The sequence below is a fragment of the Paraburkholderia dioscoreae genome (assembly GCF_902459535.1).
Lineage (GTDB): Bacteria > Pseudomonadota > Gammaproteobacteria > Burkholderiales > Burkholderiaceae > Paraburkholderia > Paraburkholderia dioscoreae.
This window is the reverse complement of sequence record NZ_LR699553.1, coordinates 3,303,339-3,319,255: the sequence shown is the minus strand read 5'-3', so window position 1 is coordinate 3,319,255 and position 15,917 is coordinate 3,303,339. Positions and strand designations below refer to the sequence as shown.

Below are 15,917 nucleotides of genomic sequence, written 5' to 3'. Positions count from 1 at the left end.
AGGCGGGCTTTCCGAGTGACGCGGGGCAAGCTTACTGCGCGTGCTTACCCGTTTCCACTTGTTGCATCGGCGCGCTGTCGAGCGGCGGCAACGATTTACGTTCGCGCACCACGCGAGTTGGCTTGACGGTCTGCGCGGCGGCTTCCTGAGCTGCGCGCAGCTTGTCGGCGTCGGTGTTCACCCAGACGAGACCGGCTTGTTCCAGTACCGGTTTCAGGGCTTCCGCCGACACTGCGTCATGATGTGCTGCCTGCGGTGCCTGCGGTGCCTGCGGTGCCTGCGGTGCAACGGCGACAGGTGCGGGCTCAACCACTGCCGGCTCAATCACTGTTGCAGCAGCGGTCACGACCGGCTGCGATTCAACGATCCCCGCATGCGGCGCAGGCTGAACGGCCGGTGCTTCGGCCACCGTCGCCGGAGCTGCGGTTTCGACCGGAGCCGGTGCGGCTTGCGCTTCGACCGGCGAAGCAACTGCCGGCGCTTCGGCCTCGGCTTGAACCGGTGCCTCGACATGCGCGACCGGTTCAACTAGCGAAACCGTTTCGCTGGCGGCCGGCACAGCTTGCGCTGCTTCGACCGGCGCGGCAGCGGCTGGCGCCACCGGCGTTTCGGCAACCGGCTCGACGACTGCCGGAGCCGCCGGCACTTGTGCCACCGGGACAACCGCTTCCGTCTTCGCCGCCTTCTCGACGGCGAGAGCCGGCGTTTCGGTTGCAGCGTGCAGTTCGCTGACCACGGCGGTTTCAGTCGCGACGGCAGCGACCACCACTTCCACCGGCGTCACGTCCTTCGCCTCTTTGACTTCCATTTCGCGCTCGACGGACTGACGTGCTGTGAGCACCGGCGCTTCGTCGGTCACGGCGGCGTTGTCGCCTTCAGCTTCCGCGACGTCCGCTGCCAGGTTGCCGTTCACGTCTTCTTCGCGCTCGCGACGGCCGCCACGACGGCCGCGACGGCGGCGGCGACGCTCTTCACCTTCACGCGCCACGGCTTCCTGATCGACCGGCGCGCCGTTTTCGCCCAAGGCGGTCTGGTTTTGCGCCAGTTCTTCCGCCGTTTGCGCGTCGCTTTGCGTCAGTGCGTCCGCCGTTTCTGCTTGCGGCTTGCGGCGTTCGCCGCGCTCGGCACGTTCGCCTCGTTCACGGCGTTCGCCACGTTCCGGACGCTCGCCACGTTCGGCGCGCGGTGCGCCCTCGACGGTTTCCGCACGCTCGTTGCCGCGACTGTCGCGGTCACGGTTTTCCCGGCCCTCGCGACCTTCACGTGGTTCACGGGTTTCGCGCGGCTCACGGCCTTCGCGGGCCTCACGCGGCTCACGGTTGCCACGCGGCTCGCGGGCTTCACGCGGTTCGCGTTCCTCGCGACGCTGCGACGGCTGCTGGCCCTGAGCCGGACGGCCGCCGGTGGCGGTCGTGCCTTCGCCACGGCCCGCTGCGTCGCGGCCGCCTGCGCCGCCACGGCGGTTGCGGTTGCGCTCGCCGCCGCGTTCGCCGGTGCGCTCACCGCGCTCCGTGCGTTCGCTGCGTTGCGGACGCGTCTGTTTGTCCGTCGTAGCCGGCGCAACAGGCGCCGGTGCCGCCGGCTGCATGCCGAACAGATTCTTCAACCAGCCGATAAAGCCGCCGCTCGCCGGCGTGACCGCGACCGGAGCCGGGGTGGCGACCGGACGAACCGGCGCGCTCGGCGCCGGCTTTTCAGGTGTGATGCCCTTGACCGCCGCTTCCTGCTTCGGCTTCACTTCTTCGATGCGCTTGCTGTAGCCGGTTTCCGATTCGAGCTCGCGAGCCGCTTCTTCGGCCATCTTCCACGAGGCGCGGGGTTCGTCGAGGCGCGCGTCGTCGTGACGCAGGCGCTCGAGCTTGTAATGCGGCGTGTCGAGATGCTTGTTCGGAATCAGGACGACGTTGACCTTGAAGCGCGACTCGATCTTGTTGATTTCAGCGCGCTTTTCGTTCAGCAGGAAGGCGGTGACTTCGACCGGCACCTGGCAATGAATTGCCGCGGTGTTTTCCTTCATCGCTTCTTCCTGAATGATCCGCAGCACTTGCAGCGCGGACGATTCGGTATCGCGGATGTGACCCGTGCCGTTACAGCGCGGGCAAGTCACGTGGCTGCCTTCGGACAGGGCCGGACGCAGACGCTGACGCGACAGTTCCATCAGGCCGAAACGCGAGATCTTGCCCATCTGGACGCGCGCACGGTCGTGCTTCAGCGCGTCTTTCAGGCGTTGCTCGACTTCGCGCTGGCTCTTGGCCGATTCCATGTCGATGAAGTCGATCACGATCAGGCCGCCCAGATCGCGCAGGCGCAACTGGCGGGCGACTTCGTCGGCGGCTTCGAGGTTGGTGCGCGCGGCGGTTTCCTCGATGTCGGCGCCCTTGGTGGCGCGCGCCGAGTTCACGTCGATCGCGACCAGTGCTTCGGTGTGGTCGATCACGATTGCGCCGCCCGAGGGCAGCGGCACCGTGCGCGAGTACGCCGTTTCGATCTGGTGTTCGATCTGGAAGCGCGAGAAGAGCGGCACGTCGTCGTGATACCGCTTCACCTTGCTGACATTGTCCGGCATCACGATATCCATGAAGGCGCGCGCCTGGTCATGAATTTCGGTGGTGTCGATCAGAATTTCGCCGATATCCGGCTGGAAATAGTCGCGAATCGCGCGGATCACGAGGCTCGATTCGAGATAAATCAGCATCGGCTGGCCGCTCGAACCGCTTTGCGACGCGGCTTCAATGGCGCGCCACAGTTGCATCAGATAGTTCAGATCCCACTGCAGCTCTTCGGCGCTGCGGCCAATGCCGGCCGTGCGCGCGATGATGCTCATGCCTTCCGGCAATTGCAGCTGGGCCATGGTTTCGCGCAATTCCTGGCGGTCGTCGCCTTCGATCCGGCGCGATACGCCGCCGCCGCGCGGGTTGTTCGGCATCAGAACCAGATACCGGCCGGCGAGCGAGATGAAGGTGGTGAGGGCTGCGCCCTTGTTGCCGCGTTCTTCCTTTTCGACCTGAACGATCAGTTCCTGGCCTTCGCGGAGGGCGTCCTGGATGCGCGCCGAGCGCATGTCGACGCCGTCGCGGAAATATTGGCGGGCGACTTCCTTGAACGGCAGAAAGCCGTGGCGGTCTTCGCCGTAGTTGACGAAACAGGCTTCGAGCGACGGCTCGATGCGGGTAATGATGCCCTTGTAAATATTGCCTTTGCGCTGTTCGCGCCCGGCGGTTTCGATGTCGATATCGATGAGTTTTTGCCCATCGACGATGGCGACGCGCAGTTCTTCCTGCTGCGTCGCGTTGAACAACATTCGTTTCATTGAACGGCTCCAGAGCGGCTTAGCCTGTCCCTTCGCTGCGCGGTTGTCAGTCGCGAGAGCGAAGCGGGCAGCGGCATGCCGCGCCTTATTGTGTTTTCACAAGCACGCTGGAGCGGGAAAACTGGCGGGAGAATTGCCTGAGAGGGCCCGGCCCATTGAAAAATGGGTGCGGTGCCGCAGGGCACATGCGAACACGGCTTCAAATAACGACCCGACACGCCGCGGGTTCTGCCGGCAGACCTTCATGAGCCTTCGTCCACTCGCGCCGGTGCGCCAACTGGGCGCGTGACCGGAGGGTCGAAGGCTGCGGCCGTGCCGCAGCGGGAAGTTCGCGCAGTCGGCGCGTCTTTTCCTGCTGGGGGTGTCTCGCCTCATTTTGACGTCGCCATGTCTTGTACTTTCTACAAGACGCCTCGGGCGCACGCCGTATTTTCGCAACCTGCAGCTTCGGACAAGCAGGGCGTCATACCGCCCGATACCGAAGCTGAAAGTTAAATTCTTTTTTACCAAAATTCCGTTACCGTCGAAGCCGACCTTGACCGAACGCGCCTGTGGGCGCCGTCCCTGCCGGGCACTGACCTCGTGCGTGCAACTTGTTGCATCTCATTTTCAGGGTGAGCAACCAGACCCCGGCGCAAGTAAAATAACGGTTTATCGCTTGCGCCTGCGCAATCCGCCCGAATTCCGAACACTGCGCCGGCCGCCGCAGACTGCTGGGCAAATTATATTCAGAATGAAAGAGTTAGGCAAAATATCCCAGAAATCGGTCGCAAGCGACCAGGTCTCCATGATCGAGATCGACGACAGTGCGGCCGGGCAGCGCATCGACAACTTCCTGTTACGCGTCTGCAAAGGCGTCCCGAAAAGCCATATTTACCGCATCCTGCGCAGCGGCGAAGTGCGCGTGAATAAGGGCCGGATAGACGCGCAGTACCGTCTCGAACTGGGCGATCTGGTGCGCGTACCGCCCATTCGCGTCGCCCAGCCAAGTGAAGCGGCCGCTCAGGCGCCGGTGCCTGCCGCCCATTTCAAGATCATTTTTGAAGACGAGCATCTGCTCGTCATCGACAAACCTGCCGGCGTGGCCGTGCACGGTGGCAGCGGCGTCGCGTTCGGGGTGATCGAGCAGATGCGCGAAGCGCGTCCGCAGGCGAAATTCCTCGAATTGGTGCATCGGCTGGATCGAGAGACCTCCGGCATTCTGATGCTCGCCAAAAAGCGCTCGGCGCTCGTCAATCTGCACGAGCAGATTCGCGAGAACAAAATGGATAAGCGCTACTATGCTTGCGTTCACGGCGAGTGGGCGAGTGACTGGGGCCGCCGCCGCGCGGTCAAGGAGCCGTTGCACAAATACCTGACCGCAGACGGCGAACGGCGTGTTCGCGTCCAGCCGGACGGCCTCGCGTCGCACACAGTTTTCAATCTGATCGACCGCTGGCCGGAGTATGCGCTGCTCGAGGCGGAACTGAAGACAGGGCGCACGCATCAGATTCGTGTTCACTTGCAGCATCTGGGATTGCCGATCGTCGGCGACGCCAAATACGGCGATTTCGCGCTGAACAAGGCGCTGGCGCGTGCCAACGCCAAGCCTGGTCTGAAGCGCATGTTCCTGCACGCTTACCGGCTGAAGCTCACGCACCCGGCAACCGGCGAGCCGCTGCAGTTCGACGCGCCGCTGCCGCCCGAGTGCCGCAGCTTCATCGCGCAGCTCAACGAATTACGAAATGGGTCACACCCGGAGACGACACCGCATGGCTAGAGAGCAATTTGATCTGATCGTCTTCGACTGGGACGGGACGCTGATGGATTCGACCGCGCACATCACGCGCAGCATCCAGGCGGCGTGCCGCGATCTCGGCTTGCCAGTTCCCGCCGACGAGGCGGCCAGCTATGTCATCGGTCTCGGTTTGCGCGACGCGCTGCAAATTGCCGCGCCCACGCTCGATCCGGCCGACTATCCGCGGCTCGCCGAGCGTTATCGCTTCCATTATCTGGTGAAGGATCAAACTACCGAGCTTTTCGCCGGCGTGCGCGAAATGCTGCAGGAATTGCGCGATCTGGGCTATCTGCTGGCGGTGGCGACGGGCAAGAGCCGCGTCGGGCTGAATCGCGCGCTCGACCAGTCGCGCCTGACAAGCCTGTTCGACGGCACCCGCTGCGCCGACGAGACTTTCTCGAAGCCGCACCCGGCCATGCTGCACGAATTGACGCGCGAACTAGGGCAGGACAACTTGCGCACAGTGATGATCGGCGACACCACGCACGATCTGCAAATGGCGATCAATGCGGGCGTCGCGGGCATCGGTGTCACATATGGGGCGCATCCTGAGGGTCCGTTGAGCGCGTTATCGCCGAAGTTCGTTGCGTCGAGCGTCAGCGTGCTGTCGGGCTGGCTGCGGGAGAACGCATGAGTGGGCAGTCGACAGAGGCGGCGCAGGCGGTTCGCGTTTGCGCGTCGGCGGAACTGGTCGACGGCGGCGCGGGCGTACGTCGCGAGGCGAAACTCGGCGGCGGCGACGTTGTCGTGTTTTTTGTTCGCTATGATGGCCGTGCATACGGCTACCTGAACCGCTGCGCCCACGTGCCGATGGAACTGGACTGGGCCGAGGGCCAGTTCTTCGAATCGTCCGGTTTATACTTGATGTGCGCTACACATGGCGCGATTTACGCGCCGGATACGGGCAAATGCGTCGGCGGTCCGTGCCGCGGCGGCAGATTGCGGCCCGTCCAGGTGGACGAGCGCGATACGCCTGAAGGCCGCGCCGTTTTCTGGCTGCCTGACGGCGAACTGTGCCCGGCCACCTCCTGATTTTTCCTTTTCTTCGACCTTTCCACTGCACCGCATGTCCGACAATTTGACTCCCGAGCCGAAGGAACCGTCCCTGACAGGCCGCCCCCGCACGCCTGCCGATGAGCCCGGCTGGGAACGCGCGGCGCTGGAGCGCATCGCGCTTGCCGCGATCAATGAGCAGCGCGCGGCACGGCGCTGGAGAATCTTTTTCCGCTTCGTGTTTCTGCTCATCTTGCTGCTGGCGATCTGGGCCGCCATCGACTTCTCGGGCGACAAGGTCGCTGCCACCGGCCGTCATACGGCTATGGTGGCGCTTGACGGCGAAATCTCCGCGGATACGAATGCGAACGCCGAAGATATCAGCACGGCGCTCGAAAGCGCGTTTGACGACGCGGGCACGGCTGGCGTGATCCTGCGTTGTAACAGTCCTGGTGGCAGCCCGGTGCAGGCAGGCATCATCTACAACGAAATCCGGCGCCTGCGCGCCAAGTACCCGTCGATTCCGCTGTATGTCGTCGTCGGCGACATGTGCGCCTCCGGTGGGTATTACGCGGCCGCGGCGGCCGACAAGATCTACGTGGACAAGGCGAGTATTGTCGGCTCGATCGGCGTGCTGATGGACAGCTTCGGTTTTACCGGCCTGATGGATAAGCTCGGGATTCAGCGGCGTCTGCACACATCGGGTGAGAACAAGGGCTTTTTCGACCCGTTTTCGCCGGAAACGCCGAAGATGGACGAACATGCGCAAGACATGCTGGATCAGATCCACGCGCAGTTCATCGACGCCGTCCGGGAGGGGCGCGGCAAGCGTCTGCATGAAACGCCGGACATGTTCTCCGGTCTTTTCTGGACGGGGCAAAAGAGCGTCGAACTCGGTCTCGCCGACGGTTTCGGCGACGCGGATTACGTGGCGCGCGACCTCTTCAAGGCGCCGGATATCGTCGATTACACGGTGAAAGAGAGCATTACGGACCGCGTAGCGCGTAAATTCGGCGCAGCGGTCGGCAGCGGCGCGGTTCACGCGATGGCCCTTGGCGGGAAACTGAATCTGCGCTGATGTGTTGAGGCTTAGGGAAAGCCCCGCGCGATCGACGCTCGACGATCGCGCGGGGCTTTTTTTTACTCTCGTTTCTGACCGACCTGGGTCAAACGGCCAGGATCAGAAAAATAGCTGGCCGCTTGTGCAGGTCGATCGCAGGTTTTTTCTTCCAGTCCGCCACGGTGCGGCTGATGATGGTCTCCGTCTCCAGCGTCAGATCGACCGCCACGCAAACGAGCGTGGAAGGTGCGCATGTCGCCAGTAACGTGTCGAGCAGCGCCCGATTCCGGTAGGGCGTCTCAATAAAAATCTGCGTCTGCTTGCCTTTGCGCGACTGCTGTTCGAGGTCTCGCAGCCGCTTGGCCCGCTCTGTGGCGTCGACCGGCAAGTATCCGTGGAACGCAAAACTCTGGCCGTTGAGCCCCGACGCCATCAAAGCCAGCAGAATCGAGCTTGGACCGACAAACGGCACGACCTTTACGCCGCGCTCATGGGCCCGCCGTACCAATAGCGCACCAGGGTCGGCGACTGCCGGGCAACCCGCTTCGGAAACCAGGCCGGCGTCGGTGCCGGCCAGAAGCGGGGCCAGTAACTTGTCGATCTCTCCCGCCGGTGTGTTGACGTTCAGTTCGCGAATCTCGATTTCCTGGATCGGCCGCTCCGTGCCGACTTTTTTCAGGAAGGCGCGTGTGGTTTTCGCGTTTTCGCCGATGTAATAGTGAAGCGAAGCCGCGCGGGCCCGTACGGGCGCAGGCAGGACGGCGTCGAGCGCTTCGGCGTCGCCTTCGCCTAGCGTGTTCGGGATCAGATAGAGCGTGCCGCTCATTGGGCCCCCAAAAGTGGATAACCCACTGCGAGCAGCATGCGCGAGAGTGCGATCAACGGCAGGCCGACGAGCGCGGTGGGATCGTCGGAATGAATGGTCTCGAGCAGGGCGATGCCGAGCCCTTCGGATTTGGCGCTGCCCGCGACGTCGTAGGGCGTTTCGGCCAGCAGATAGGCCTCCAGCGCGGCATCCGGCAGAGCACGGAATTGCACGCGGGTAATCACGTCGACGGCCTGCACGGTCCCTGAGCGGCTGTCGAACAGACACAACGCACTATGGAATTGCACTTCGCGGCCGCGCATCGCCTGCAACTGCGCTAGCGCTTTGGCGTAGCTGCCCGGCTTGCCGATCTGCAGGCCGTCATAAGTGGCGACCTGGTCGGAACCGATCACGAGTGCGGCTTCGCCAACGCCCAGACCACTGGCTACTGCACGTGCTTTGGCTTGTGCCAGCCGCAGCGCGGTGACTTCGGGTGTTTCGCCGGCCAGCGGCTTCTCATCGATCGCGGGCGCGACGACATCGAACGGTACGCGCAAGCGCTGGAGCAGTTCGCGGCGATAGGGCGAACTCGACGCCAGAATCAGGCGTGGCGGGCGATTGAGGGAATCTGACATGGGCAATCAACGGCTAGGGAGGCGGGGCGTACAGGGTTGCGCAAAGCTCGCGCATGTACGGGCTTAAGTGTTTGACTCGAAAAGACAAAACGGATATGATTTCCGGCTTTTCATCGGTATGCTTGCGCTAGGCGGGTCTCGGTGTGTGCCAGGCGTGTAACTGTCGTGTAACGCGGCGGTGCACCACGCACGGGGCTCGCAGGTTGTCTTGCAAACCGGTTATATCCGCGGTTTATACCCCCGGCGAAACCCTTGCCGACGCAGGAGCGCACATGACTCAACATCCTGGCAACCCTGCAGGTCTGCCCGACCCGCATAACCTCGATCTGTTCGAATTTGCGCGAAGTGGGCGTCAGGCCGCGGGTGTCGTGCGCGTCTTGCAACTGCCGCGCATGTTAAACGAAGTCCCGGCAGAAGCGCCAGACCGCGATACCGCGTTCACCTGGCAAGCCGAAGGCACGACGCAGCCGGAATTGCAGGACGATGGCACCGAGGGGCCCCAGCCTTATTTGAGGTTGGCGACTCACGGCGCTGCATGGCTCGAATGTCAGCGGTGCATGACGCCGTACCTGCAGGCATTCAACGTCGACGCAACTTACCGGGTCGTCAACACTGAGGCGGAAGCCGAAGAGTTTCCGCTCGACGAGGATGAAGTCGAAGTGATCGTGGGGTCGAACCATTTCGATCTCATCGACTTGATCGAAGAAGAGTTGCTGCTTTCCTTGCCGCTCGTGCCCAAGCACGAAGTCTGTCCCGAAGTGCACGAGAGCCTGGTCTCTGGTGTGGCCGGCGCAGAAGGCGAGGGCGACGAGGACGCACCGGACGAAGCTGGCAAGGGCGGCGAGCCCGAGCGGCCCAATCCGTTTGCGGCGCTCGAGAGTCTCAAGCGCGGTGAGCCGGACGACAAGAAGGACTGAACAGTTGCATTGGAGCGCGATGCGGGCGCATTGGCCACTCGGCCAGTGGCGGACACCGGGTCGGGCTGTGTTAGAATCCGAAAAATTTTTAGGAGTTAGTCATGGCAGTTCAGCAAAACAAGAAGTCGCCGTCGAAGCGCGGCATGCACCGTTCGCACGATTTCCTGACGGCAGCGCCGCTGGCCGTGGAACCGAGCACGGGCGAAGTGCATCTGCGTCACCACGTTAGCCCGAACGGCTACTATCGCGGTAAGAAAGTCGTCAAGACGAAGAACGATTAATCGTTTCACTGCGCGTTTCACTGCGTGTCGCCCCTGTGGCGTTTCGCGTGGCGATCGGCTCGCTTGACATTTTCCCGGCTCGGCAAAAAGGCGGCATTCAATTGCCGCTTTTTTGTGTCGATTGCAATTGGCGTTCCGGCGCTTGCTGCGATCCCATGCAGGGCGCCTGAAATTCGTCGCACTCCATGACAGTAAAGCTCACGATAGATTGCATGGGAGGCGACCACGGCCCGTCCGTGACCGTTCCCGCTGCCGTCAACTTCGCCCGTTCGCATCCCGACGCGCAATTGCTGCTCGTCGGCATTGAAAGTGCGATTCGTGCGCAGTTGAAGAAGTTGAAGGCTCAGGATCTGCCGGCGTTGACCGTCGTCCCCGCGTCCGAGATCGTCGCCATGGACGATCCGGTCGAAGTCGCGCTGCGCAAGAAAAAAGACTCGTCCATGCGCGTGGCGCTCAACCGCGTCAAGGAAGGCGAGGCGCAAGCCTGCATTTCCGCCGGCAACACCGGTGCGCTGATGGCGGTCTCGCGCTATGTGCTGAAAACGCTGTCGGGCATCGAACGCCCGGCCATTGCGTCGGCGCTGCCCAACCCCAATGGCTACACGATGATGCTCGACCTGGGCGCCAACGTCGACTGCGAGCCGCAACATCTGCTGCAGTTCGCGGAAATGGGGCACGCGCTCGTGTCTGCGCTCGAGGGCAAGGAGCGGCCCACCATCGGCCTGCTCAACATCGGCGAAGAAGTCATCAAGGGCAACGACACCATCAAACGTGCCGGCGAACTGCTGCGCGCGAGTACACTTAACTTTCACGGTAACGTTGAAGGCAACGATATCTTCAAGGGTACGGTCGACGTGATCGTCTGCGACGGTTTTGTCGGCAATGTCGCGCTGAAGACGTCGGAAGGCCTCGCGCAGATGCTGTCCAACATCATCAAGGAAGAGTTCGGCCGCTCCTGGCTCACCAAGGTGATGGCGGTGCTGGCCTTGCCGGTATTGATGCGCTTCAAGAAACGCGTCGATCATCGGCAATACAATGGTGCTGCGTTGCTCGGCCTGCGCGGGCTGGTGATCAAAAGCCACGGTTCGGCGGATGCCTACGGGTTTGAGTGGGCTATCAAACGCGGGTATGATGCCGTCAAAAACGGCGTGCTGGAACGCCTTGCGCGGGCAATGGAAGAGAACGCGGGATCTCTCGAACAGGCGGCGCGCGACGCGAGCGGTGCGGGCCACGCAAGCCCGATCGCAGGCCAGCCGGCCGAGCCCTACGCTGCGCAATCCTCGAAGGCATAATGGCTCAATCGACAATTTATTCCCGCGTGCTGGGCACGGGCAGTTATCTGCCGCCCAACCGCGTCACCAATCAGGATCTGGCGGAACGTCTCGCCGAGCAGGGTATCGAGACAAGCGACGAGTGGATCGTCGCCCGTACGGGCATTCACGCGCGCTACTTCGCAGAACCTGATGTCACGACCAGCGATCTGGCGTTCATCGCTTCGCAACGCGCGATCGAGGCTGCGGATATCGACCCGCAATCCATCGACCTGATCATCGTTGCAACCTCCACGCCCGACTTCGTGTTTCCCAGCACGGCGTGCCTGTTGCAGAACAAGCTCGGCATCAAGAACCACGGCGCGGCCTTCGACGTGCAGGCCGTCTGTTCCGGGTTTGCCTATGCGGTGGCGACGGCTGACAGCTTCATTCGCAGCGGTCAGCACCGTACGGCGCTTGTGATCGGCGCGGAAACCTTCTCGCGCATTCTCGACTTCAAGGATCGCACCACCTGCGTGCTGTTCGGCGACGGAGCGGGCGCGGTGATCCTGCAGGCGTCCGACGAACCGGGCGTGCTCGCCAGCGCGCTGCACGCGGACGGCAGCCATTCGAACATTCTTTGCACGCCGGGCAACGTGAACGGCGGCGTGGTATCCGGCAGCGCGTTCCTGCACATGGACGGGCAGGCCGTGTTCAAGCTCGCCGTCAACGTGCTCGAAAAAGTCGCGGTCGAAGCGCTCGAGAAAGCCAATCTGTCGGCTGAGCAGATCGACTGGCTGATTCCGCATCAGGCGAATATCCGCATCATGCAAAGCACCTGCCGCAAGCTCGGTTTGCCGCAGGAACGCATGATCGTCACAGTGGGCGAGCACGGCAACACGTCGGCTGCGTCCATTCCGCTCGCACTCGACGTCGCGGTGCGCGACGGCCGCATCAAGCGCGGCCAGAACGTGCTGATCGAAGGCGTCGGCGGCGGCTTCACATGGGGCGCGTCGGTTATCCGCTACTGAAAGCGGCGACGTGATGGCGAGCGCCCTTCGCGGCGCTCGACTACGCTTGAGCGCGCTCGCGTCAACCGGGCGTGCCACCCACATCTGACAACATCGATTTTGGGGACGATATGAAATTTGCGTTCGTTTTTCCTGGGCAAGGTTCGCAGTCGGTCGGCATGCTCAACGCATTCGCCGATCACGCAGTCGTGCGTGAGACGGTTCAGGAAGCTTCCGATGCGCTCAATCAGGATCTCGGCAAGCTGATTGCCGAAGGCCCTGCCGAAGATCTGAACCTCACCACCAATACCCAGCCGGTCATGCTGACTGCCTCGTACGCCATGTATCGCGCGTGGCTGCAGGCTGGCGGCCCGAAGCCGGCAATCGTCGCAGGCCACAGCCTGGGCGAATACACCGCGCTGGTCGCGGCGGGCGCGATTGCGTTTCGCGACGCCGTGCCGCTCGTGCGGTTTCGCGCGCAAGCCATGCAAACGGCGGTGCCGGTCGGTGAAGGCGGAATGGCCGCGATTCTCGGTCTCGACGACGATACGGTGCGCGCGGTGTGCGCTGAAGCGTCGGCTGCGGGCGTCGTCGAAGCGGTTAATTTCAATGCGCCGGCGCAGGTCGTGATCGCGGGCAACAAGGCCGCTGTCGAAAAGGCCTGCGAAGTCGCAAAGGCGAAGGGCGCCAAACGCGCGTTGCCGCTGCCCGTCTCGGCGCCGTTCCACTCGTCGCTGCTCAAGCCCGCGTCGGACCAACTGCGCGAGTATCTGGCGAGCGTCGACGTGCAGGTGCCGGCTATTCCGGTCATCAACAACGTGGACGTCGCCGTGGTCAACGAACCGGCCGGGATCAAAGACGCGCTGGTGCGCCAGGCGGCCGGCGCGGTGCGCTGGGTCGAAAGCGTTCGGGCCATGTCGGCTCAAGGCGTCACGCACGTGATCGAATGTGGTCCGGGCAAGGTCCTTGCGGGTTTGACCAAGCGTATCGACGGCAACCTGGTCGGTGCCTCGATCTTCGATCCGGCTTCGCTCGAAGAGACGCTCAAACTCGTGAAGGCAGGCTGAACGCAACGTCGCACGGCACCTGGCAGCACGTGCTGCGCGACGGCATCAGGACTGCGCATCAGGAATCAATCAGCCCTCCGAAGGGCATCCGGACTGACAGATGGAAAAGACTCTCGACAAGCAGATCGCAATCGTGACCGGCGCTTCGCGCGGCATTGGGCGTGCGATCGCATTGGAACTGGCGCGCCAGGGCGCAACGGTGATCGGCACGGCAACCAGCGAAAGCGGCGCGGCCGCCATCAGCGAAGCATTTAACGCAGCCGGTGTGAACGGCCGAGGTGCGGTACTGAACGTGAACGACGCGGCCGCAGCGGAAGCGCTGATCGACGGTACGGTGAAGGAATTCGGCGCGCTGCATGTGCTGGTGAATAACGCCGGCATCACGCAGGATCAACTCGCCATGCGCATGAAGGACGACGATTGGGATGCAGTGATCGACACCAACCTCAAGTCGGTGTTCCGTCTGTCGCGCGCGGTGCTGCGTCCCATGATGAAGGCGAAGGGCGGCCGCATCATCAACATCACGTCCGTGGTCGGCTCGGCCGGCAACCCGGGGCAAGTCAATTACGCCGCCGCGAAAGCGGGCGTGGCGGGCATGACGCGCGCGCTTGCACGCGAGATCGGCAGCCGCGGCATCACGGTGAATTGCGTCGCGCCGGGCTTCATCGATACCGACATGACCAGGACCTTGCCGGAAGAGCAGCAAACGGCGCTGAAGACACAGATTCCGCTGGGGCGCCTGGGCAGCCCGGAAGACATCGCGCACGCCGTGGCCTTTCTCGCGTCGTCGCAAGCCGGCTACATCACCGGCACGACACTGCATGTGAACGGCGGAATGTACATGTCGTAACCAAATTCGGTTACTATCCGCGCCTTGATGCGTTTGTAAATGCGTAAGGCGCATGCCTTGACAGCAACCCGATGCGCCGCTTTTTTGCCGGGTCAAACCTGATAAAATGCGCGCACCTGTATTTTTGAACTTCTTTTCCCTTGGAGGGGTAATGGACAATATCGAACAGCGCGTCAAGAAGATCGTCGCAGAACAACTGGGCGTTGCAGAGGCTGAGATCAAGAACGAAGCTTCGTTCGTGAACGACCTCGGCGCCGACTCGCTCGACACCGTTGAACTCGTGATGGCCCTCGAAGACGAGTTCGGCATGGAAATTCCGGATGAAGAAGCCGAGAAGATCACTACCGTTCAGCAAGCGATCGACTACGCTCGCGCAAACGTCAAGGCCTAAGGTCATTCGCGCCTGCGTTTCTGCGTTGGCGGCGTATGACGCCCTGCCGTGTCGGTTGCCGACGCCAGCAGGGTTGGCGCTTTTTGCCGTGCAGGAGCAAGCGATGTTGACAGCGCAACTTTTCGCGCGATTGCCGACTTTCAAGAAAACGCCGGGCCGCCCCGCGTTTTCCGCCCAGCAGGAAGTCCCCTTGGGGGATTTCGCCCCTCGGGGTGGCTTGGTGCGAAGCACCGGGCGTGGGGGCGCTTAACAGCCACAGGGCACACAGGGCACGTTCCTGTGGCCGCTGTGGCTTTTGCTTTTGTCATCTATGAAAAAGGGGTTACCGTGAGCCGCCGTCGTGTTGTTGTTACAGGCCTGGGGCTGATTTCGCCTGTTGGCAATAATGTTGCCGACGGCTGGGCCAATCTGGTCGCCGGCAAGTCGGGTATTGCCAATATCACGAAATTCGATGCGTCGAACTTTTCGACTCGCTTCGCCGGCGAGGTGAAGGGCTTCAATATCGAGGACTACATCCCCGGTAAGGAAGCGCGCCACATGGATACATTCATCCATTACGGCGTGGCTGCAGGCATCCAGGCGATGCAGGACAGCGGCCTCGAAGTCACCGACGAGAATTCGGAGCGTATCGGTGTAGTGGTCGGTTCGGGTATCGGTGGCTTGCCGATGATCGAAGTGACGCAAACCGAACTGCTTAATCGCGGCCCGCGCCGTATTTCGCCGTTCTTCGTGCCGGCGTCGATCATCAACATGATCTCCGGCCATCTGTCGATCAAGTTCGGCATCAAGGGTCCGAATCTGGCTATCGTCACGGCCTGTACCACGGGTCTGCACTGTATCGGCGAGGCGTCGCGCCTGATCGAATACGGCGACGCGGACGTGATGATCGCGGGCGGTGCGGAATCGACCGTGTCGCCGCTCGGTGTCGGAGGCTTTGCGGCGGCGCGCGCGCTGTCGCAACGCAATGACGATCCGGCCACGGCGAGCCGGCCGTGGGACAAGGATCGCGACGGTTTCGTGCTGGGCGAGGGCGCCGGCGTCATGGTGCTCGAAGAGTACGAGCACGCGAAGGCTCGCGGCGCGAAGATTTACGCGGAAGTCAGCGGCTATGGGATGAGCGGCGACGCCTATCACATGACCGCGCCGCTGGAAGACGGCGACGGCGCGCGCCGCTGCATGCTAGCGGCGCTGAAGAACGCGGGCATCAACCTCGATCAGGTGAATTATCTGAACGCGCATGGCACGTCCACGCCGCTCGGCGACCTGGCAGAAACCACCGGCATCAAGCGCGCTTTCGGCGATCACGCCAAAAACATGGTCGTGAACTCGACCAAGTCGATGACCGGGCACCTGCTGGGCGGCGCCGGTGGTCTGGAGTCGGTGTTTACCGTGCTGGCCGTGCATCATCAGGTATCGCCGCCGACGATCAACATCTTCAACCAGGATCCGGCCTGTGATCTGGACTACTGCGCCAATACCGCGCGGGAGATGAAGATCGATGTCGCGCTGAAGAACTCGTTCGGGTTCGGCGGCACGAACGGCACGCTGGTTTTCAAGCGCGCCTGATAGAT

Annotated in this window: 15 protein-coding genes; 12 read left to right on the top strand and 3 right to left on the bottom strand. The window is 62.7% G+C overall.

Annotation, left to right across the window (positions count from 1 at the left end; translation table 11 throughout):
- Nucleotides 1–31: 31 nt before the first annotated feature.
- On the bottom strand, nt 32–3,310 hold the full coding sequence (locus tag PDMSB3_RS14835; protein ID WP_165186743.1) for a ribonuclease E/G: 3,279 nt from the start codon (nt 3,308–3,310) through the stop codon (nt 32–34).
- A gap of 733 nt (nt 3,311–4,043) precedes the next feature.
- Between PDMSB3_RS14835 and PDMSB3_RS14830 the strand changes: the two genes are divergently transcribed.
- Genes PDMSB3_RS14830 through PDMSB3_RS14815 form a run of 4 tightly spaced genes read left to right on the top strand, consistent with a single transcriptional unit; the run spans nt 4,044 to nt 7,158 of the window.
- On the top strand, nt 4,044–5,069 hold the full coding sequence (locus tag PDMSB3_RS14830; RefSeq protein WP_035517959.1) for an RluA family pseudouridine synthase: 1,026 nt from the start codon (nt 4,044–4,046) through the stop codon (nt 5,067–5,069).
- Nucleotides 5,062–5,721 carry an HAD-IA family hydrolase gene (locus PDMSB3_RS14825; RefSeq protein ID WP_007180962.1) on the top strand — a complete coding sequence of 220 codons (660 nt, stop codon included), beginning with the start codon at nt 5,062–5,064 and terminating at the stop codon, nt 5,719–5,721. Before PDMSB3_RS14830 ends, PDMSB3_RS14825 begins: the two co-directional genes overlap by 8 nt.
- Nucleotides 5,718–6,119, top strand: coding sequence for a Rieske (2Fe-2S) protein (locus PDMSB3_RS14820; RefSeq protein WP_165186742.1), 402 nt, complete (start codon nt 5,718–5,720; stop codon nt 6,117–6,119). The genes PDMSB3_RS14825 and PDMSB3_RS14820 overlap by 4 nt, the downstream gene beginning before the upstream one ends.
- Before the next feature lie 34 nt (nt 6,120–6,153).
- Nucleotides 6,154–7,158 (top strand): S49 family peptidase, encoded by a 1,005-nt coding sequence (locus PDMSB3_RS14815; RefSeq protein WP_165186741.1) that lies wholly within the window; start codon nt 6,154–6,156, stop codon nt 7,156–7,158.
- An 88-nt stretch (nt 7,159–7,246) separates the two neighbouring features.
- Here PDMSB3_RS14815 and PDMSB3_RS14810 read toward each other — a convergent pair whose 3' ends face one another.
- Complete coding sequence (locus PDMSB3_RS14810; RefSeq protein WP_007180965.1) at nt 7,247–7,966, bottom strand: SAM-dependent methyltransferase; 720 nt, start codon at nt 7,964–7,966, stop codon at nt 7,247–7,249.
- A complete protein-coding gene (locus PDMSB3_RS14805) occupies nt 7,963–8,580 on the bottom strand; it encodes a Maf-like protein (protein ID WP_007180966.1) in 618 nt (205 codons plus the stop codon). Before PDMSB3_RS14805 ends, PDMSB3_RS14810 begins: the two co-directional genes overlap by 4 nt.
- 272 nt (nt 8,581–8,852) lie before the next feature.
- Here PDMSB3_RS14805 and PDMSB3_RS14800 point away from each other — a divergent pair, with 272 nt between their 5' ends.
- The 8 genes from PDMSB3_RS14800 (at nt 8,853) to fabF (ending at nt 15,912) form a co-directional block, all read left to right on the top strand.
- Complete coding sequence (locus tag PDMSB3_RS14800) at nt 8,853–9,497, top strand: DUF177 domain-containing protein (protein ID WP_007180967.1); 645 nt, start codon at nt 8,853–8,855, stop codon at nt 9,495–9,497.
- 101 nt (nt 9,498–9,598) lie between these two features.
- Nucleotides 9,599–9,778, top strand: a complete 180-nt coding sequence (gene rpmF / locus PDMSB3_RS14795; RefSeq protein ID WP_006051932.1) for a 50S ribosomal protein L32 — start codon at nt 9,599–9,601, stop codon at nt 9,776–9,778.
- 185 nt (nt 9,779–9,963) lie between these two features.
- The gene (plsX, locus tag PDMSB3_RS14790) at nt 9,964–11,070 is read left to right on the top strand and encodes a phosphate acyltransferase PlsX (RefSeq protein WP_007180968.1); all 1,107 of its coding nucleotides are present in this window, start codon (nt 9,964–9,966) and stop codon (nt 11,068–11,070) included.
- Complete coding sequence (locus tag PDMSB3_RS14785; protein WP_007180969.1) at nt 11,070–12,059, top strand: beta-ketoacyl-ACP synthase III; 990 nt, start codon at nt 11,070–11,072, stop codon at nt 12,057–12,059. The genes plsX and PDMSB3_RS14785 overlap by 1 nt, the downstream gene beginning before the upstream one ends.
- A 110-nt stretch (nt 12,060–12,169) precedes the next feature.
- On the top strand, nt 12,170–13,105 hold the full coding sequence (gene fabD / locus PDMSB3_RS14780) for an ACP S-malonyltransferase (protein WP_007180970.1): 936 nt from the start codon (nt 12,170–12,172) through the stop codon (nt 13,103–13,105).
- A 100-nt stretch (nt 13,106–13,205) separates the two neighbouring features.
- Complete coding sequence (gene fabG, locus PDMSB3_RS14775) at nt 13,206–13,955, top strand: 3-oxoacyl-ACP reductase FabG (protein ID WP_165186740.1); 750 nt, start codon at nt 13,206–13,208, stop codon at nt 13,953–13,955.
- Nucleotides 13,956–14,106: 151 nt separating this feature from the next.
- Nucleotides 14,107–14,346, top strand: coding sequence for an acyl carrier protein (gene acpP, locus PDMSB3_RS14770; protein ID WP_004197638.1), 240 nt, complete (start codon nt 14,107–14,109; stop codon nt 14,344–14,346).
- A gap of 327 nt (nt 14,347–14,673) precedes the next feature.
- Complete coding sequence (fabF, locus tag PDMSB3_RS14765; RefSeq protein ID WP_035517961.1) at nt 14,674–15,912, top strand: beta-ketoacyl-ACP synthase II; 1,239 nt, start codon at nt 14,674–14,676, stop codon at nt 15,910–15,912.
- Nucleotides 15,913–15,917: the final 5 nt, after the last annotated feature.